At 66.2% G+C, this 19,107-nt stretch carries 16 protein-coding genes; 10 read left to right on the forward strand and 6 right to left on the reverse strand.

Translation table 11 applies throughout. From position 1 onward, the window contains the following. Window positions 1–307 precede the first annotated feature (307 nt). From HT136_RS01920 to accD, 4 genes are read right to left on the reverse strand one after another with little or no spacing between them, the layout of a single operon-like run. The gene (locus HT136_RS01920) at window positions 308–1,255 is read right to left on the reverse strand and encodes an acetyl-CoA carboxylase carboxyltransferase subunit alpha (protein ID WP_214197247.1); all 948 of its coding nucleotides are present in this window, start codon (window positions 1,253–1,255) and stop codon (window positions 308–310) included. Between the two features lie 20 nt (window positions 1,256–1,275). Further along, a complete protein-coding gene (gene accC / locus HT136_RS01925) occupies window positions 1,276–2,637 on the reverse strand; it encodes an acetyl-CoA carboxylase biotin carboxylase subunit (protein ID WP_214197248.1) in 1,362 nt (453 codons plus the stop codon). A 14-nt stretch (window positions 2,638–2,651) separates the two neighbouring features. Then, a complete protein-coding gene (gene accB / locus HT136_RS01930) occupies window positions 2,652–3,110 on the reverse strand; it encodes an acetyl-CoA carboxylase biotin carboxyl carrier protein (protein WP_214197251.1) in 459 nt (152 codons plus the stop codon). Beyond that, the gene (gene accD / locus HT136_RS01935) at window positions 3,107–3,955 is read right to left on the reverse strand and encodes an acetyl-CoA carboxylase, carboxyltransferase subunit beta (RefSeq protein WP_214197253.1); all 849 of its coding nucleotides are present in this window, start codon (window positions 3,953–3,955) and stop codon (window positions 3,107–3,109) included. The genes accB and accD overlap by 4 nt, the downstream gene beginning before the upstream one ends. Window positions 3,956–4,231: 276 nt before the next feature. Here accD and fdhD point away from each other — a divergent pair, with 276 nt between their 5' ends. The 9 genes from fdhD (at window position 4,232) to HT136_RS01980 (ending at window position 13,567) form a co-directional block, all read left to right on the forward strand. Continuing rightward, the gene (gene fdhD / locus HT136_RS01940) at window positions 4,232–5,071 is read left to right on the forward strand and encodes a formate dehydrogenase accessory sulfurtransferase FdhD (protein ID WP_214197255.1); all 840 of its coding nucleotides are present in this window, start codon (window positions 4,232–4,234) and stop codon (window positions 5,069–5,071) included. 95 nt (window positions 5,072–5,166) lie between these two features. Beyond that, window positions 5,167–6,387, forward strand: coding sequence for a toxic anion resistance protein (locus HT136_RS01945; protein WP_214197257.1), 1,221 nt, complete (start codon window positions 5,167–5,169; stop codon window positions 6,385–6,387). Between the two features lie 9 nt (window positions 6,388–6,396). Continuing rightward, on the forward strand, window positions 6,397–7,107 hold the full coding sequence (locus tag HT136_RS01950; protein WP_214197259.1) for a hypothetical protein: 711 nt from the start codon (window positions 6,397–6,399) through the stop codon (window positions 7,105–7,107). Further along, window positions 7,107–7,754: a YqiJ family protein gene (locus HT136_RS01955; RefSeq protein ID WP_214197261.1), complete on the forward strand. Its 648-nt coding sequence runs from the start codon at window positions 7,107–7,109 to the stop codon at window positions 7,752–7,754. Before HT136_RS01950 ends, HT136_RS01955 begins: the two co-directional genes overlap by 1 nt. A gap of 414 nt (window positions 7,755–8,168) precedes the next feature. Next, window positions 8,169–9,836, forward strand: a complete 1,668-nt coding sequence (locus HT136_RS01960) for a flotillin family protein (RefSeq protein WP_425516874.1) — start codon at window positions 8,169–8,171, stop codon at window positions 9,834–9,836. A 253-nt stretch (window positions 9,837–10,089) separates the two neighbouring features. Continuing rightward, window positions 10,090–11,349 (forward strand): pilus assembly protein TadG-related protein, encoded by a 1,260-nt coding sequence (locus HT136_RS01965; RefSeq protein WP_214197265.1) that lies wholly within the window; start codon window positions 10,090–10,092, stop codon window positions 11,347–11,349. Beyond that, on the forward strand, window positions 11,346–11,834 hold the full coding sequence (locus tag HT136_RS01970; RefSeq protein WP_214197267.1) for a TadE/TadG family type IV pilus assembly protein: 489 nt from the start codon (window positions 11,346–11,348) through the stop codon (window positions 11,832–11,834). Before HT136_RS01965 ends, HT136_RS01970 begins: the two co-directional genes overlap by 4 nt. Continuing rightward, the gene (locus HT136_RS01975; RefSeq protein ID WP_214197269.1) at window positions 11,831–12,238 is read left to right on the forward strand and encodes a TadE/TadG family type IV pilus assembly protein; all 408 of its coding nucleotides are present in this window, start codon (window positions 11,831–11,833) and stop codon (window positions 12,236–12,238) included. The genes HT136_RS01970 and HT136_RS01975 overlap by 4 nt, the downstream gene beginning before the upstream one ends. Window positions 12,239–12,349: 111 nt before the next feature. Next, window positions 12,350–13,567 carry an MFS transporter gene (locus tag HT136_RS01980; protein WP_214197271.1) on the forward strand — a complete coding sequence of 406 codons (1,218 nt, stop codon included), beginning with the start codon at window positions 12,350–12,352 and terminating at the stop codon, window positions 13,565–13,567. A 24-nt stretch (window positions 13,568–13,591) separates the two neighbouring features. On the opposite strand, the gene HT136_RS01985 is transcribed toward HT136_RS01980, so the two are convergent. Continuing rightward, window positions 13,592–14,062 (reverse strand): Lrp/AsnC family transcriptional regulator, encoded by a 471-nt coding sequence (locus HT136_RS01985; protein WP_214197273.1) that lies wholly within the window; start codon window positions 14,060–14,062, stop codon window positions 13,592–13,594. A gap of 98 nt (window positions 14,063–14,160) precedes the next feature. On the opposite strand from HT136_RS01985, the gene putA reads away from it, so the two are divergent. Further along, complete coding sequence (putA, locus tag HT136_RS01990; RefSeq protein ID WP_214197275.1) at window positions 14,161–17,799, forward strand: bifunctional proline dehydrogenase/L-glutamate gamma-semialdehyde dehydrogenase PutA; 3,639 nt, start codon at window positions 14,161–14,163, stop codon at window positions 17,797–17,799. Window positions 17,800–17,880: 81 nt separating this feature from the next. On the opposite strand, the gene HT136_RS01995 is transcribed toward putA, so the two are convergent. Then, a complete protein-coding gene (locus tag HT136_RS01995) occupies window positions 17,881–19,095 on the reverse strand; it encodes an MFS transporter (RefSeq protein ID WP_214197276.1) in 1,215 nt (404 codons plus the stop codon). Between the last annotated feature and the right edge of the window lie 12 nt (window positions 19,096–19,107).

The raw sequence follows: 19,107 nt of genomic DNA on the forward strand, positions 1-19,107 counted from the left end.
GATGCGCGAGGTGATGTGGGAGGCGCTGCGCGCAGTGTCGCTGGTGACACGTTCCCCTCCTTCTTCACACATCCTCCCGAAAGCTTCGCGCAGGGCGAAACTCTCGCAGGTAATTACCAAGGATGGTGCGGGCTGAGGCTACGTAAGGTTACGCGTTTAGCGCCGTTCCCGAGGAAGCGCGTGCCGGGCCAGCAGGCACGTCGGCCTTTTGCGTGGGTGGCGAGGAGCCGTTCGCGCCGAGGTGTGTGAAGAAGATCGCAGCCCGGGTCTCGTGGTGAGGACCCGGGCTCATGCGAAAGGAGTGGGCTCAGAGCGAGCCGATGGCGAGGAAGCGATCCTCGCGCTGGCGCAGCAGGGCTGCGCTGTCCAGCTTGGCGAGCTTTGCGAGTTCGCTCCCAATGGCCTTGGCGAGGTTGGCCGCCGTCTGTTCGGGGTTACGGTGCGCGCCGCCCAGCGGCTCGGAAACCACCCCGTCGATGACCTTGAGGTCGAGCAGATCCTGCGCGGTCACCTTCATCGCGGTCGCGGCGTCGGCGGCCTTCTCGGGCGTGCGCCACAGGATCGAGGAGGCGCCCTCGGGCGAGATCACCGAGTAGACCGAATGTTCGAGCATGAGCACCTTGTTGGCTGCGGCGATCGCGATCGCGCCGCCCGAACCACCTTCGCCCACGATTGCGGCAACCATCGGCACCTTGAGCGCGAGGCAGGCCTCGGTCGAGCGCGCAATGGCCTCGGCCTGGCCGCGTTCCTCGGCCTCGATGCCCGGAAACGCGCCCGCGGTGTCGACGAGCGTGACGACGGGCAGGCCGAACTTGCTGGCCAGTTCCATCAGGCGGATCGCTTTGCGGTAGCCTTCGGGCTTGGCCATGCCGAAGTTGTGCTTGATGCGGCTGGCGGTGTCGTGGCCCTTCTCGTGGCCGATCAGCATGACGCGCTTGCCGTCAAGCCGCGCGAAGCCGCCCAGGATCGCGGCGTCCTCGCCATAGAGGCGATCGCCGCCAAGCGGCACGAAGTCGGTGAAGGCCATCGCCACGTAGTCGACGAAGTGCGGGCGCAACGGGTGGCGGGCGACCTGGGTCTTCTGCCAGGGCGTCAGCTTGCCGTAGGTCGTGGCCAGCATGGCCTCGCTCTTGGCGGCCAGCTTGGCGATCTCGGCCTCGATGTCGAGTTCGCTGCCGCTGGCCGTCGTGCGCAGTTCCTCGACGCGCGCGTCGAGTTCGGCGATCGGCTTTTCGAAGTCCAGGTAGGATTTCATGGGTTTGCTCATGACAGTCCTCAGCCGGCGTCCTTGGCCGCGCGCTTGGCCAGCCATTCCTCGAGCCACTTGATGGTGTAGGCGCCCTCGTTGAACTCGGGGTCCTCGACCAGCGCCTGGTGCAGCGGAATCGAGGTCTTGGGACCTTCGATCACCATTTCACCGAGCGCGCGCTTGAGGCGCATGATCGCGCCCGCGCGGCTGCGACCCGACACGATCAGCTTGCCGATCATCGAATCGTAGTAGGGCGGGATCGAATAACCGGCATACAGGCCGCTATCGACGCGCACGTTCATGCCGCCCGCGGCGTGGTAGTTCGAGACCTTGCCGGGCGAGGGCGTGAAGTTCCAGGGGTCTTCCGCGTTGATGCGGCACTCGATGGCATGACCCTTGAACTCGATCGCGTCCTGCGTGAACGAGAGCGGCTGGCCATCGGCGATGCGGATCTGCTCACGCACGAGATCGACGCCGGTGATCGCCTCGGTAACCGGGTGCTCGACCTGGAGGCGCGTGTTCATCTCGATGAAGTAGAACTCGCCGTTTTCCCAAAGGAACTCGATCGTGCCCGCGCCGCGATAGCCCATGTCGGCCATCGCCTTGGAGACGATGCCGCCCATGCGGTCGCGCTCCTCGGGCGTGATGACGGGCGAGGGGGCTTCTTCGAGCACCTTCTGGTGGCGGCGCTGGAGCGAGCAGTCGCGCTCGCCCAGGTGCACCGCGTTGCCTTCCCCGTCGCCGAAGACCTGGAACTCGATGTGGCGCGGGTTGCCGAGGTACTTCTCCATGTAGACCGTGGCGTCGCCGAAAGCCGCTGCGGCTTCCGAACGGGCCTGACCCATCTGGCTTTCGAGTTCCTCGGGGCCGTTCACGACCTTCATGCCGCGACCACCACCGCCCGAAGCGGCCTTGATGATCACCGGGTAGCCGATTTCCTGCGCCAGTGCGCGCGCGACGTCGAAGTCTTCGATCGCGCCGTCCGAACCGGGCACCAGCGGCAGGCCGAGCGCGCCGGCGGTGCGCTTGGCTTCCACCTTGTCGCCCATCGTGCGGATGTGCTCGGGCTTGGGGCCGACCCACTTGATCCCGTGGCTTTCCACGATCTCGGCGAAACGGGCGTTCTCGGAGAGGAAGCCGTAGCCGGGGTGGATCGCGTCGGCGTTGGTGATCTCGGCGGCCGAGATGATCGCCGCGACGTTGAGGTAGCTGTCCTTCGCGGCCGCCGGGCCGATGCACACGGCATGGTCGGCAAGGCGCACGTGCATGGCGTCGGCGTCGGCGGTGGAGTGCACCGCGACGGTCTCGATGCCCATTTCGTGCGCGGCCCGGTGGATGCGAAGCGCAATCTCGCCGCGGTTGGCAATCAGGAGGCGTTTAATGGCCATAAAAGCGCGCTACCTCAGCCGATCACGACGAGCGGCTGGTCGAATTCGACCGGCTGCTGGTTGTCGACGAAGATCGCCTTGATCGTGCCCGACTTGGGCGCCGTGATCTGGTTCATGACCTTCATCGCCTCGACGATGAGGAGCACGTCGCCCTCCTTGACCGACTGGCCGACCGCGATGAACGGTGCGGCGCCCGGCTCGGCCGAAAGGTAAGCGGTGCCGACCATCGGCGACTTGACCGCGTCGACCGGCGCTTCGGCGGCGGCAGGCTCGGCTACGACCGGGGCGGCCGCAGGCGCGGCAACCGGCGCGCCGGGGGCGAAGCCCGCCGGCGGCAGGGTGGCGGTCATCTGCTGGATCATCTGACGGCTGACGCGGATCTTGCGTTCGCCATCTTCGACCTCGATTTCCGAGAGGCCGGTTTCCGCCAGCAGCTCGGCGAGCTCGCGGACAAGGGCGCTGTCGATATTCACTTGGCTTCCTTTCGTTCAAGGTATCCGAGGAGCTGCGCCAGCGTGGCCTTGAGGTCCTTGCGGTGCACCACCATGTCGACCATGCCGTGGTCGTGGAGGTATTCCGCACGCTGGAAGCCGTCGGGAAGTTTTTCGCGGATGGTGTCCTGGATCACGCGCTGGCCGGCAAAGCCGATGAGCGCGCCCGGCTCGGCGATCTGGACGTCGCCGAGCATCGCGTAGCTCGCGGTGACGCCGCCGGTGGTGGGATCGGTCAGGACGACGATGTAGGGAAGGCCGGCGGCGGCGAGACGCCGTGTCGCGACCGTGGTCTTGGGCATCTGCATGAGCGAGAGGATACCCTCCTGCATGCGCGCGCCGCCAGCGGCGGTGCAGATGATGTAGCCGCACTTCTCGGCAATCGCCTTCTCGACGCCGGCGACGAAGGCTTCGCCCACGGCCATGCCCATCGAGCCGCCCATGAACTTGAAGTCCTGGACGCCGAGCACGGCCTTGGCGCCCTCGATCGTGCCGAAGGCGTTGGTCAGCGCATCGGGATAGGGATTGCTGGCGCGGGCGGCCTTGAGGCGGTCGGTATACTTCTTGGTGTCGCGGAAATTCAGCGGATTTTCCGGCACCTCGGGGGTCGGCAACACGTTGAACCCGGCGTCGAGCAGTTGTTCGAAACGGGTTTTGGCGGTGATGCGGCCATGGTGCTCGCAGCGCGGGCACACCGAGAGGTTGGCCTCGAACTCCTGCGCGAAGAGCATCTCGCCGCAACTCGGACATTTGATCCAGAGGTTGTCGGGGGTGTCGCGCTTGTTCAGGCTCGAAAGCGAATTGCGGACCTTGCTCAGCCAACTCATGTAAGGTTCAACCAATCTCTTGCGAAAATTCAATGCACGGCCGTGTGAAAGCGGCCGTTGCCATTGCGGTAAATGTAATGTCTTATCCGCGGGCGAACGGCCCATCGACCCTTTATCTGGCGCGCCCGTTTAGGGTAAGTCAGCTCTGCCTAGCAAGCCAAATTGGCATGTTGTGCGGATCAGGCGCGGCCACGATCGTGGAAAACACCGGGGCAAATGGCGGAAAATGGATACTTTTCGGGCGAAAATGTGCGCGCCGCTGAGCGGGTGCGGGCGATGACGGGCCCCATCCCGGGCGCTCTCGAGGCGCGATTGGGGCGCGTAGGGTACACGCCGGAGGCTTCTCGTGTGCACTGGGAGACACAGTGTCTCGCGCTTGAATGCCCGGTCGCGATCGAGATCAACGGGATTGCCTTCGCGGTGATGATGGCGACCCCGCTCGACCTCGAGGACTTCGTGACCGGCTTCCTCATGGCCGAAGGACTGGCCCGCGCCGAGGACGTGGGCGAGGTCGCGCTTCATGCGGTCGACCAGGGCGACTGGGGGCAGGGCATGGTCGCGCGCGTCAGCCTGCCGAGCGAATGCCTGGGTCCGGTCATGGAGCGTGCCCGGCGCCGGATCGGCGACAGTTCCTGCGGTATCTGCGGGCTCGACGGGATCGAGACTGCGCTGCGCCCCTTGCCGGTTCTCGCAACGCGCCTTCGCGTGCGGCGCGAGGCGGTCGGTCGCGCGCTGGGCGCGATGCGCGGTGCGCAGACGCTGGGGCAGGCGACCCGCGCAACGCACGCGGCGGCGTTCTGCGATGCCCAGGGCGCGCTTCTTCTCGTGCGCGAGGACGTCGGGCGGCACAACGCGCTCGACAAGCTGGTTGGTGCCTTGGCGCGCACGGGCACCGATCCGGCCACCGGCTTCATCGTCATGACCTCGCGCTGTTCGTACGAACTGGTTGAAAAAACGGTGCGCGCGGGCTGTTCGCTGCTGGTGACGATTTCGGCCCCCACCGACCTCGCCGCGCGCCGCGCCAAGGCCGCGGGACTGGCGCTGTGCGTGGTTGCGCGCGAGGACTCCATGTTCATGACGCAAGTCGATGGCGGTGGCCCCTTCATCGAGCCCTGAGGTCTCTACCTTCCGGTTTTTCTTGTAGAGCCACGCGGCCAAACCTACCTTGTCTCGCGTAATCCGGGTAGAATGCAGGACAAGGACCTAGACGAATGGCGAGTGCGACCGACACGGCTGTGGCAGGAGATCTCAAGCTCACGCCGCCCGATCCCGTGCCGACCGTTCAGGCCGAGAAGGCCGCCGGGCTCGTGCCCGTGAACGAGGAGCAGAAGTCCAAGCTGCAGGTGCGCGTGGACGAATTCGTGAGCGATCTGGTGTCGCAGGATTCCAGCTCGCCCGAGTTCGGCCGCCGTGTCGACCAGATCACCAACATGGGCCGCAAGGAGATTGCCGAGGCGTCCGGTCACTCGAACCGCTTCCTCGACCGCCCGATCCGGGCGATGGACAAGGACAGCGGCGTGGGCACGGATCTCGCCGAACTGCGCCGCACGGTCGAGGATCTCGACCCCTCGACCAAGGGCGACCTGCTCTCCAAGCGCAAGCTCTTCGGGATCATCCCGATGGGCTCGAAGCTCCGGAACTACTTCGACAGCTACCAGAGCGCGCAAGGCCACATCAGCGCGATCCTCACCCGTCTGCAGAACGGCAAGGACGAACTCTTGATGGACAACGCCGCGATCGACGTCGAGCGCCAGAACCTGTGGGCTTCGCTGGGCAAGCTGGAACAGATGATCTGGATGTCCAAGGCGCTCGACAGCGCGCTCGAGGAAAAGGCCGCCGATCTCGATCACACCGATCCGGCCAAGGCCAAGGCGGTGCGCGAATCGGCGCTGTTCTATGTGCGCCAGCGCACGCAGGACCTGCTGACGCAAATGGCGGTCTCGGTGCAGGGCTACCTCGCGCTCGACCTCGTCAAGAAGAACAACGTCGAACTGATCAAGGGCGTCGATCGTGCCTCGACGACGACCGTGGGCGCGCTGCGCACCGCCGTCACCGTCGCGCAGGCGATGGCCAACCAGCGCCTCGTGCTCGACCAGATCACCGCGCTCAACACGACGACCGCCAACATCATCGACGGCACCGGCCGCATGATGAAGGAGAACACCGCGCGCATCCACGAGCAGGCCGCCAGTTCGACGATCCCGATGGAGACGCTCTCCCGCGCTTTCCAGAATATCTACGACACGATGGATTCGATCGACACCTTCAAGGTCAAGGCGCTCGATTCGATGAAGCAGACGGTGGATTCGCTCGAAGGCGAGATCAGCAAGTCCAAGGCCTATATCGCCCGCGCGCAAGGGCAAAGCGAGGGCGTGGCCGAGGGTGACACCCAGGCCGCGCAGAACCTGCTCGCCGCGCTCGACGAGAAGTAGGCCCGGGCGATGGCACAAGTGCCCGCGCGCCGGGTTTCGCAAGAGATCATCCGGGCCGCCCGCCGCCAGCGCGCGGCGCGGCTCTATACCGCGCGCAAGGAGCGCTGGGCCTTCCGCATGCGGCGCCTGCGCCGCGCGTTCCTGGCCCTGGCCGCGATTTTCGTTGCGGCGCTGGCGACGGCGCTCGTCGTGGGCGGCCTTTCGTTCGCGACGACCACGCTCGTCACGCTCCTGGGCCTCGGAGTGTTCTGCCTGCTGGCGATCTACCCCTCCGCGCCCCGGCCGCGTACGGGCGACCTGCAAGGCGCCGAACTGGCCGAACTGGCCGGATCGACCGAGATCTGGCTGGAATCCAAGCGCCGCGCTCTGCCAAACGCGGCGGTCGATGCGATCGACATGATCGGCGTGCGGCTCGAGCAACTGGGCCCGCAACTGGAGACGCTGGAGCCGAGCGGCCCGGCTGCGCGCGAGGTGCGCAAGCTTCTGTCCGAACACCTGCCCAGTCTCGTCGAGAGCTACACCCGTATCCCTGCGAGCCTGCGCGCCAAGCCGGGGGCGGGCGGCCTCACCCCGTCCGAGCAACTGGTCGACGGGCTTTGCGTGATCTCCGACGAGATCGAGGCGATGAGTGAGGATCTTTCGCGAAATGACGTCGACGCCCTGGCGACGCGCGGCCGCTTCCTCGAGACCAAGTACGTCGAGGCCCGGGAGGAGCGCTGATGCTCGAGCTTGTCACCGCACCGGGGAACCTGCCGTTCTCGGTCGCGCTCGGCCTCGTCTTCGCGCTGGCGCTGATCCAGGTCATCGGACTTGGCGACATGCTGGGCGGCGATGCCGACCTCGATCTCGACGCCGACATTCATGCCGACCACGGCGGTTTCGGGCTCGATTCCGGGCTGCTTTCGCTGATCGGGCTGGGGCGCGTGCCGTTCATGGTCTGGTTGACGGTGCTGCTGAGCGCTTTTGGAATCCTGGGTTTTTCCGCGCAGGAACTGCTTGCCGCGCTGACCGGCGCGTCGTGGAGCGCCTGGCTGGTGGGCCCGGCGGCGGGCCTCGCCGCCTTGCCGTTGACGGGGGCCATCTCACGACCGCTCGGCCACCTGCTTCCCAAGGACGAGACCACCGCCGTCGACCGTGCCGCGCTGGTCGGCCGCGAGGGCGAGATCGTGATCGGCACGGCCAGGCAAGGCTCGCCCGCCCGGGCGAGGGTCATGGACCACTTCGGGCAGGTCCACCACGTCATGCTCGAGCCGGACAACGCAGGGCAGACTTTCGTGACCGGCGAGCGCGTCCTGATCGTGCGGCGCGAGGGCGAGCTCTTCAAGGCCATCGCGCGCGGAGACCATTATCTGCCGCGTCTGGGCTGACGCGGGCGAATCCTCTTAGTTGCAATCGACTCGCAACAATCCGGTTTTGCTAGGCAGCCTACCGGCTTGCCTGTATAAATCGGGGCACGGACACGATGAACTACAGAGCGGGGCAATGGGCCGTCCGCAGCGTCGTTTCCGGGAGTTGCAAGTGATGTGCGTCGCCTTCGAACGGGCTTGATGCCGTAGACACGCCAGACGCGGTTCCACCGGAACTTGAAGAGCCTTGGGCTGCGCGTGTATTTTTCCACAGAGCCTTGGCAGGCATTTCACAATGAAGTCATTTGAGCTCAGCCGCGTCTTCGCGTGCGCGGTTGAGTTGGGATGAATTCAAGGGCGGGGCACTGTGCCATCCGCCGCATCCCTCTCCAAGGAGAGAGTGAAATGACGGGGCTTTACGAGATCGGTATCCTGATGGGTGCCGTCTTGGTCGCGCTGCTGGCGATCGGTATCGTGATGGCGCGCCTGTACAAGCGGGCGAGCAAGGAAATCGCGTTCGTGCGAACGGGCGTGGGCGGTGAACGTGTCGTTATGAACGGCGGCGCGCTGGTCCTGCCGGTCTTTCACGAGACGATGCCGGTCAACATGAACACCGTGCGCCTGGCCGTCGAACGCAAGAATTCCGACGCGCTCATCACGCTCGATCGCTTGCGCATCGACGTGAAGGCCGAGTTCTACGTACGTGTCCGTCCGGATGCGAACGCCATTGCCATGGCGGCGCAGACGCTGGGTGCGCGCACGATGCATCCCGAGGCGCTCAAGGACCTGGTCGAGGGCAAGTTCGTCGACGCGCTGCGTTCGGTCGCGGCGGGCATGTCGATGAACCAGTTGCACGAGCAGCGCGCTGATTTCGTCCAGAAGGTGCAGCAGGTGTCCTCCTCGGACCTTGCGATGAACGGCCTGGAGCTGGAATCGGTTTCGTTGACCGGTCTTGACCAGACCAGCATCGAGCACTTCAACGCCAACAACGCGTTCGACGCCGAGGGCCTCACCAAGCTGACCGAGCAGATCGAGCTGCGCAAGAAGACGCGCAACGACATCGAGCAGGACACGCGCGTGCAGATGGAGACCAAGAACCTCGAGGCGGATCGCCAGTCGATGACGATCCAGCGCGACAACGAATTCGCGCGCCTCGAACAGGAGCGCGAGGTCGAGATGCGTCGGGCCGAACAGGCCGCCGAAGTGGCCCGTGAGCAGGCGCTGCGCAGCCGCGAGGCCGAGGAAGCACGCATCCATGCCAAGCAGCAGGTCGATGCCAAGCAGATCGAGGCCGACCGGGCGATCCAGGAAGCGCGCATCGCGCAGGCCCAGGCGGTCGAACTCGCCCGCCAGGAACAGCAGATCGCGATCCAGAACAAGAGTCGCGAGGAAAGCCAGGCCAAGTCGCAGGCCGATGAAGCCCGCGCCAAGGCGGTCGCCGCCGAGGAGCAGGTTGCCACCAGCCGCGAGACCGAAGTGGCCGAGCGCGCCAAGCGGATCGAACTGATCGAGGCGGCCAAGGAGGCCGAGCGCCAGGCGATCTCGGTCAAGGTCCAGGCCGAGGCCGAGAAGGAAGCTGCGTCCAACCGCGCCGAGGCCGCACGGCTCGAGGCCGAGGGCGAGGCGGAAGCCGAGAAGCTGCGCGCCGAAGCTGCGCGCGTGCGTTTCGAGGTCGAGGCGGCGGGCCAGCGCGCCATCAACGAGGCGGCGAACATCCTGTCTTCGGACCAGATCTCGCTGCAGATGAAGATGGCGCTCCTGAAGGTCCTTCCCGAGGTGGTGCGCGAAAGCGTCAAGCCGATGGAAGCGATCGATTCGATCAAGATCGTCCAGGTCGACGGGCTGACCCAGAAGGGTGGCTCGGCCGGCGCGGGCGGAGCTGTGGTCGGCGGTTCGGGCAACCTTGCCAACGATGCGGTGACCGCCGCGCTCGCCTATCGGGCCCAGGCGCCGATGATCGACGGGTTGATGAAGGAACTGGGCCTCAATGGTTCCAGCCTCGCCAGCCTCGTCGAAGGGGTGGCGCAGTCCGCTTCCGCGCCTGGCGTCGATCCGGCCATGGGCGAAGCCCAGGCCGAAGAGGACGAGCAGCTCCAGGCCTGAGGCTTTTGAGGGAGGGTTCGGGCTCCGCGTGCGCGAGCCCGTATCCGGCAGGACCCCCGGTTCGTCTGGTAGACGTGCCGGGGGTCTTTTTATGCGTCCTACGTCCAAACGTGTACGCATTTTAATCGGGCTACCTTCCGAAAACACCGGAAGAGCGCCGCATTAATCGCAATTAACCAAAACGATTGTGAGGATTTTAGCTCTGCAGGGGCTTGGGTGTTTTCGATTGCAGCAGAGAGAGCCGACGCATCCGATGCCTTTCCTGGCGACCCTTTCCCGTCTTGGTGCCGATCGCTCGGGCGGCATCCTGACGTTCACGGGAATCGGGTTCGTGGCGCTGATCGGGGCCGCCGGGCTCGCGGTCGACACCGCGCAGTGGTATTTGTGGAAGCGCCAGTTGCAGCAGGCGGTCGACGCGGGTGCGCGCGCCGGGGCGCTCAGCCTGCTCCAGACCGATGGTTTCGACGCGGCGGCGCGCCGCGAACTGGGGCGCAACGCCGACAACACGCTCAACGTGACCATCGAGCGGGTGAGCAGCCCGCCCTATTCGGGCGCCTATACCGGGGATACCAGCGCGGTCGAAGTGATCGCCAGCACCCGTCTCAAACTTCCATTCTCAAGCGTTTTCATCGATGTCGCGCCGGCGGTGCGCTCGCGCGCGGTGGCAACCCGCACGTCGGATGGAGAATATTGCGTGATCGCGCTCGCGCCCAGCGGGATCGGGGTCAAGGCGATCGGCACCGCCGACGTCAACCTGGGTTGCGGGGTAGGGGCGAATTCGGGCATTCAGGCGGCGATCGACCTCAACGGCACCAGCTGGATCGACGCACCCAGCTTCCACGCGGTGGGTGGCATCGACGCCAGCGCGAAGAACATTCCCGCCGATGCGGAGTTGCAGCCTTATGGGCTTCCCATTTCCGACCCGCTCGCCGCGCGCGGACTGCAGGTGCCCGATGAACCGGAGGGCTGCACCTACAGCAAGTTCTCCAATACCCCCAGCACCGTCGATACGCTCTCGCCGGGGCGCTACTGCAACGGCATGACGCTCAAGGGCACGACCACGCTCAAGCCGGGGACTTACATCATCGACGGCGGCAGCCTCGACGTCGCCAGTTCGGCCACCGTGACCGGCGACGGCGTGACGTTCATCCTCACCGGCAGTGGCGCGGGCAACGCGGCCTATGCCAAGATCGTGGGTGGCTCCACGCTCACGCTGTCGGCACCGAGCGCGGCGCAGAACCCGACGTGGAAGAACGTGCTGTTCTACCAGAACCCGATCGGCTCCTCGACCGAAAGCACCTTCGCGGGCGGCAGCGAACTGGACCTGACCGGCGTGATCTACATGCCCAGTGGCGATGTGCGCTTCACGGGCAATTCGGGGCAGAGTGCGGAATGCCTGCTGCTCGTGGCCAAGCACGTGACCTTTGCGGGCACCTCTTCGCTCAACAACAACTGTTCGAGCGACTACGCCAATCTCGATCTCTCCGCGCCTGTGGTGAAGATCGTCGAATGAGGATCGCGGCGGCACTCCGGGCCTGCGGGCATGTCCTGGGCGATCGGCGCGGGGCCAGCATTGTCGAACTGGCGCTGGTGATGCCCGTCCTGCTGCTCGTGCTGGCCGGCATGGTCGAAGTTTCGCGCTTCGTGGTGGCCCGCATCGATGTCGAGATGGCGGCGCAGCGAACCACCGACTTCGTGCTCGCCAAGCGCCCGCAATCGGCCGATACCACGTATATCCGCACCGAAGCCGCCAAGGCTGCGAAAGTCGATGCCAGCCGCGTCACGGCCGAGCTGTTCCTCGAGTGCGACGGAGTGCGCCAGAGCGATTTCGACGGCTATTGCGCGACTACCGAGGAGTCGGCGCGCTATGTCCACGTCGCGATCGCGAAGTCGGTCGAGCTGCAGTTCGACTGGGCCGCGCTCGGGGCCTTGTTCGGTTCGCGGGTGATCGGATCGACGATCACCGTCGAAGGCGACAGCCTGGAGCGGATCCAATGATCCCGCGTCGTTTCGCCTGGCACCTGCTGCGCGACCGGCGCGGCGCCTCGGTGATCGAGTTCGCCTTCGCACTCCCGGTGGCGGCGGCTTTGATGGTCGGTATCCTGCAATTCGCGCTGGTGATGCAGGCAACCGGGGCGATCCGCCATGCCGCGGGCGAGGGCGTGCGCTATGCCAACGTCAACCAGGAGGCGAGCGAGACCCAGGTCGCGGCCAAGGTGCGCCAGCAACTGGCCGGTCTCAACGAAAACGGCGTGGTCGCGATCGCACTCGAACGCGGCAGCAGCGACGGTGCTGCCTTCGACAAGGTCGACATTCAGTACCGGCTCGAGCCGGTGGTGCCGTTCATGCAGCTCAATCCGATTGTCCTCAACGAATCCGCGCTGTCCTACGTACAGAACTGAGGCCTGCCTTCGCAGGGTTCGCGTGGGCGGCCGACGCCGCTGCGTGGTCATTGTGCGAGAAGCGGCCACGGCGGTCTTGCCCTCCATGCTGCGCTGCGACAGTGTTGCACCATGAGCCTCTCCGTTTCGGGCGCCGCGCGGCGCGAATTCGCACAGCACTGGACCATCGTTCTGGCCGCGGGCCTCGCCATCGGCGTGGGCATGATGGGCATCGGCTTCTATGCCCTCGGGCTTTTCGTGGCGCCGGTCCAGGCCGAGTTCGGCTGGAGCCGCGCGGCGGTTTCGGGCGCCGCGACCTTCCAGCAACTGGGCATTTTCCTTTCGGCTCCGATCCTGGGGCGTCTGGCCGATCGCTACGGTATCCGTGCCATCGCGATCGCCAGCTACATCGCCGCGCCAGTTGCGCTTGTCCTGCTCTCGCGCGCGGGCAGTTCGGTGGCCATGTGGTGGGGACTATGGCTGCTGGTCTCACTGGCAGGGGGAGGCACGACTCCGGCGATCTGGGCACGTGCGGTCTCTGCCAAGTTCGACGCCGGGCGCGGGCTCGCACTTGGCCTCATGTTGATGGGAACCGGTCTCGCCGCTTTCCTCGCGCCCGCTTTGCTGGGGCCGGTCTTCGCCGCGAGCGGCTGGCGCACCGCGGCGCTCGTCATGGCGGGGACGATCCTCGTCGTGGGCTTGCCGGTCAGCCTGCTGATGCCGCGCGACAAGAAGGCGAAGCCCGAGACAGGCACCGCCAAGGTGCGCGGCCGCTTCGAGGCCAATCGTCAGACCCTCACGCTGATCGCTATCGCGATCCTGCTCGGCTTCTTCGTGGCGGGGCTTATCGTCCACATGGTGCCGATGGTGATTGATCGCGGCATGGCGCCGGCCGAGGCGGCGCAAGTGGCCGCCAAGATCGGTCTGGCGGTGATCGTGGCGCGTGTCCTTGTCGGCTACCTCTTCGACCGCTTCCACGCGCCTTTCGTGGCGGCCTTCTTCCTGCTCTCGCCGGTCGTGGCGGCGGTTCTGCTCGCCTATGGCGGACCGGTCGTGGTGGCCGCGCTCATGCTTGGCCTTGCCGCTGGCGCCGAAGTGGACATGCTTGCCTACTTCACCGGCCGCTACGCCCGGATCGAGAACTACGGCGCGACCTACGGGGTGGTCCTGGGCCTGTTCAGTTTCGGCGCGGCGTTCGGCCCGGCGGCCTTCGGCTGGTCGGTCGACGCAACCGGCAGCTACCACTTCGCGCTCATTGCCTCGGCACTGGCACTGGCTCTGGTCGTCGTCCTGATTGCCACGCTTGGTGCCTATCGCGATCCGGTCCAGCTCGAACCCGTCATCGCCTGAGCGACTTGCGGCGGTGTCGAAGACCTAGCCGTTCACTTCCTTGACCGCCTCCATCACCACGAACGTGGAGGTGGTGGCGACGTGGGGCAGATTGGTGATCTTCTCGCCCATGACCTTGCGGTAACGGCGCATGTCGAGCGTGCGCACCTTGAGCAGATAGTCGAAACTGCCCGCGATCATGTGGCATTCCTCCACTTCGGGAATGCGCCGCACCGCCTCGTTGAAATCGAGGAGCGCGCGTTCGTGCGTGCTCGACAGGCCGATCTCGACGAAGGCGATGTGATCAAGCCCAAGCGTGGCGGGATCGACCACCGCCTGGAAGCCCCGAATCACGCCGCTCTCGACGAGCTTGCGCATGCGGATCTGGCACGGTGTTTTCGAGATTCCGACTTCGCGTGCCAGATCCGTGACGGTTTTGCGGCCATCGGCGCGCAGTACGGCAATGATACGCCGATCGAGGTCGTCCAATTCGACTGCAGTTGGTGTTTTGACCATTCGTTTTGCCCAAAATGGAACCAATCTTTGGCCCAAGCACTCTGGAAATAGCCGCTGAAAAGACAGACTGCCAACCGCAAACGCGATATTTTCAGGATATGATCGTCACAAAGACCACGCACACGCCTTTCGCCGCCTTCGCGCCCCCCGTCCGCGAACCCAGTGCCTTGCGCCAGAGCGTCACCGCCGCCTACCGACGCAGCGAGCCCGAGGCGATGGCCCCGCTCATCGCGCAGGCCCGCTTTCCGGGCGAATTGCGCGACGCCATCCGCAAGACCGCGACCGACCTCGTCGAGATGCTGCGCGTCAAGCAGAAGGCCTCGGCCAAGCTTGGTGGCGTCGATGCGCTGATGCAGGAATATTCGCTCTCCAGCCTCGAGGGGGTGGCGCTGATGTGCCTCGCCGAGGCGCTGCTGCGCATTCCCGACGACGATACCCGCGACGCGCTCATCCGCGACAAGATCGGCAAGGGGCAGTGGCGCGAGCACATGGGCGGCGACCGTTCGCTGTTCGTCAACGCGGCGACCTGGGGCCTGGTCGTGGCGGGCAAGCTCTATGGCGGCATCGACGGCAGCGTCGACGACCAGGGCCTTGCGACGGCCCTCAATCGCCTGATCGGCCGCGCGGGCGAACCGGTGGTGCGGCGCGGCGTCGACATCGCCATGCGCATGATGGGCGAGCAGTTCGTGACCGGGCAGACGATCGCCAAGGCGTTGAAGCGCGCGCGTGAGCTGGAAGCCAAGGGCTTTCGCTATAGCTACGACATGCTGGGCGAGGCGGCGGTGACCGCGGCCGACGCCGATCGCTACTACAAGGACTACGAGAAGGCGATCCACGCCATCGGTGTGGCCGGAAAGGGCAAGGGGGTCTACGAGGGGCCCGGCATCTCGATCAAGCTCTCCGCGCTCCATCCGCGCTATGCGCGCGCCAAGGCCGGGCGGGTCATGGGCGAACTCCTGCCGCGCGTGAAGGCGCTCGCGGTAATGGCCAAGACGCACGACATCGGCTTCAACATCGACGCCGAGGAGGCCGACCGGCTCGAGCTTTCGCTCGACCTGCTGGAATCGCTTGCGCTCGATCCCGATCTGGCGGGCTGGAACGGCCTTGGCTTCGTCGTCCAGGCGTACGGCAAGCGTTGCCCGCAGGTGATCGACTGGCTGATCGACCTGGGGCAGCGCGCGAACCGCCGGATCATGGTGCGCCTGGTGAAGGGCGCCTACTGGGATGCCGAGATCAAGCGCTCGCAGGTGGAGGGCCTGGCGGATTTCCCGGTCTTTACCCGCAAGCGGCACACCGACGTCTCCTACATCGCCTGCGCGCGCAAGCTGCTGGGGGCGCCCAAGTCCGTCTACCCGCAATTCGCCACCCACAACGCGCAGACGCTGGCGACGATCTACCACTACGCGAAGCCCGAAAGCTTCACGGTCGAGCAGTATGAGTTCCAGTGCCTCCACGGCATGGGCGAGGCGCTCTATTCGCACGTCGTGGCGAAGGACAAGCTGGCGCGGCCTTGCCGCATCTACGCGCCGGTCGGCACGCACGAGACGCTGCTGGCCTACCTCGTGCGTCGCTTGCTCGAGAACGGAGCCAACTCCTCGTTCGTCAACCGCATCGCCGACCCCAAGGTGCCGGTTTCGGAACTGGTCGAGGACCCGGTCGAGGCGGTTCTCGAAGAAGTCGTGCCGGGCGCCAAGCACGACAAGATCGATTTTCCGGCGAAGATCTACCCGGATCGGGCCAACTCGGCGGGGCTCGACCTTTCCGACGACGCCGCGCTGGCCGCGCTTACCGACCATTTGCTGGCGACGCTCGAGGGCAATTGGCACGCCGAGGCCGAAGGGGCCGAGGGTGAGCGTGCCGATGTCGTCAATCCGGCCGACCACGGCGATGTCGTGGGCAGCGTGATCGAGACACCTGCGGAATATGCGCAAACCGCAATGGCGCGGGCTTGTGCCAGCGCGTGGGGCAGTGTCGCGGTTGCCGAGCGCGCCGCGATCCTCGAACGCGCGGCCGACGCGATGCAGGCCGCAATGCCCGCGCTCATGGGCCTTGCCATGCGCGAGGCGGGCAAGTCCGCCGCGAACGCGATCGCCGAAGTGCGCGAGGCAATCGACTTCCTGCACTACTACGCCTTGCAGGCCCGGCAGACCTTCGGCGCGGCGCAGGGACCGCTGGGGCCGATCGTGTGCATCAGCCCCTGGAACTTCCCCTTGGCCATCTTCACCGGTCAGGTCAGCGCGGCGCTCGTCGCGGGCAACCCGGTGCTTGCCAAGCCTGCCGAGGAAACGCCGCTGATCGCTGCCGAGGCGGTGCGTATCCTTCACGAGGCAGGCGTTCCGGCCGATGCACTCCAGCTCCTGCCCGGCGATGGAAAGATCGGCGCGGCGCTGATCGAGCGACCCGAAGTCGCCGGCGTCATGTTCACCGGCTCGACCGAAGTCGCCCGGCTGATCCAGAAGCAGCTTTCGACGCGGCTCCACAGCGATGGCATGCCGATCCCGTTCATCGCCGAGACGGGCGGGCAGAACGCGATGATCGTCGATTCGACCGCGCTGCCCGAGCAGGTCGTCGCCGACGTCATCGTCTCGGCCTTCGACAGCGCGGGCCAGCGCTGCTCGGCGCTGCGCATCCTGTGCCTGCAGGACGAGATCGCGAGCCATACGCTCGAGATGCTCAAGGGCGCACTTGCCGAACTGGAGGTCGGCAATCCCGACCGGCTCTCGGTCGACGTGGGGCCGGTGATCACCGCCGAGGCGCAGGAGCGGATCGTCAAGCATATCGACGAGATGCGTGGCCGCGGCCACAAGGTTCACCAGGTGCCGCTCGGCGAGGGCTGCGAAAAGGGCACTTTCGTTGCTCCCACGATCATCGAGATCGACGCGATCGAGGATGTCGAGCAGGAGGTCTTCGGGCCGGTGCTCCATGTCCTGCGTTACAAGCGCAAGCATCTCGAGGCGCTGATCGACGGCATCAACGCTACCGGCTACGGGCTGACCTTCGGGCTGCATACGCGCATGGACGGTACGGTTGCGCATGTCCTCTCCCGGGTTCGGGCGGGCAACCGTTACGTCAACCGCAACCAGGTCGGGGCGATCGTGGGCGTGCAGCCGTTTGGCGGCAACGGGCTTTCGGGTACCGGACCCAAGGCGGGCGGGCCGCTCTACCTTGGTCGATTGGCCAGCCACGCGCCGCTGGTGCTGGCTCCCTCGGGCGTGCGCCTGCCGCTCGTCGACGAGTTCGTCGCCTGGCTGGCCAAGAAGGAGTGGTTCGAGGGCGCGGCGCAAGCCCGCGCCATCCACACCGCCAGCCGCCTGGGTTCGCACGTCGAGCTGCCAGGGCCGGTGGGTGAACGCAACGAGTATTCGCTGCACCCGCGCGGGCGCCTGCTCCTGCGGCCCAAGAGCCGGGCCGGCCTGATCCGTCTGATGGCAATGGTACTGGCGACCGGCAACACCGCCACCGTCGAGGGCATGGATCTTCCGCAGGGCCTGCCCGACGGCGTGGCCTCCGCCTTCCGTCCCGATCCCGACGAGCCTTACGCGGCCTGCCTTGTCGAGGGCGGCGAGGAGGCGCTGCTCAAGGCGCTGGCCGACATGGCCGAACGTCCGGGGCCGATCGTTCCGGTGCGCTCGGCGGGCCGTCCGGGGCCAGGCCTTGCCTGGTTGCTCGAAGAGGTTTCGGTCTCGATCAACACGACCGCAGCAGGTGGCAATGCCAGCCTGATGATGATCGGCTGATCGTCGCAGCCCTTTCGATGAAACAATAAAGGCCGGGGAAGCGCGCTTCCCCGGCCTTTATCGTATGGGATGTGTCCCGGCTCAGGCGAGGCAGGGCTTGAGGCGCGTCTGACGCTGCTCGCGCCGGTAGAGCGTGAGGGTCAGCAGGTACATCGCGAGGCCGCCGATCGAGAGGGCAGCACCGATCCAGCCGGTCGAGGGCAGGCCCCAGCCCGCCGCGATTGCCATGCCACCCAGCCACGGGCCGAGCGCGTTGGCGGTGTTGAACGCACTGTGGTGCGCGGCTGCGGCAAGGGCCTGGGCATCGCCCGCGACGTCCATCAGGCGGGTCTGCAGGATCGTGCCAAGGCCACCGCCGAAGCCGATCAGGAACACGTCGAGGCCGAGCAGCCAGATGTTCTGGACGACCATGGCGAAGAGCGCGAGCGAGACCGTGACCCAAAGGAAGGCAATGATCGCGGCCTTGTCCTGGTCGCGGTCGGCCATCCAGGCCCAGAACAGGTTGCCCGCCGTCATGCCCACGCCATAGACCGCCAGGATGATCGGCACGACGGTTTCGGGCGCACGGGTTACCTCGATGATGGTCGAGGCGAGGTAGGTGTAGACGCAAAACATGCCGCCGAAGCCGATCACGCCGGTGAGCAGCGTGAGCACTACCTGCGGGCGCTTGAAGGCGCCCAATTCGCGCATCGGGCTGGCGTCGGGGTCGGAGGACTGGTGCGGTGCGTAGAGCGCGACGAGCGCCATCGTGATCATCGCCAGCAGCGAAACGATGCCGAAGCCGTAGCGCCAGCCGACGACCTGGCCGAGCAGGTTGGCGGCGGGAACCCCGATGATGGTAGCGATGGTGAGACCCAGGAACACGCGGGCTACGGCCTGTGCGCGCTTGTCGGAGGGGACCATCGATGCCGCGACCAGTGCGGCCACGCCGAAGAAGGCACCATGCGGCAGGCCCGAGAGGAAGCGGAAGGCGAGCAGCACCGGATAGCTCGGTGCGAAGGCGCTCAGCCCGTTGCCCACGGCGAAGAGGGCCATCAGCGCGACCAGCATGGTGCGCCGCGAAAGGCGCGCGCCCAGCACCGAGAAGATCGGCGCGCCGACCACAACGCCCAGCGCATAGGCGCTGATGGCGTGACCTGCCTGCGGCTCGGTAAGGCCAAGATCGCGCGCAAAATAGGGCACGAGGCTCATTGCGGCGAACTCGGTGGTGCCGATCGCGAAAGCGCCCATGGCGAGGGCAAGAGTGACGAGAGCCGGATGCACCGGCTTGGTGAAGGGGAGGCTTTGAACGGTCATGTTGCGTTGCAA

Origin of the sequence: Novosphingobium profundi (assembly GCF_018491765.1) — a bacterium.
Taxonomy (GTDB): Bacteria; Pseudomonadota; Alphaproteobacteria; order Sphingomonadales; family Sphingomonadaceae; genus Novosphingobium; species Novosphingobium profundi.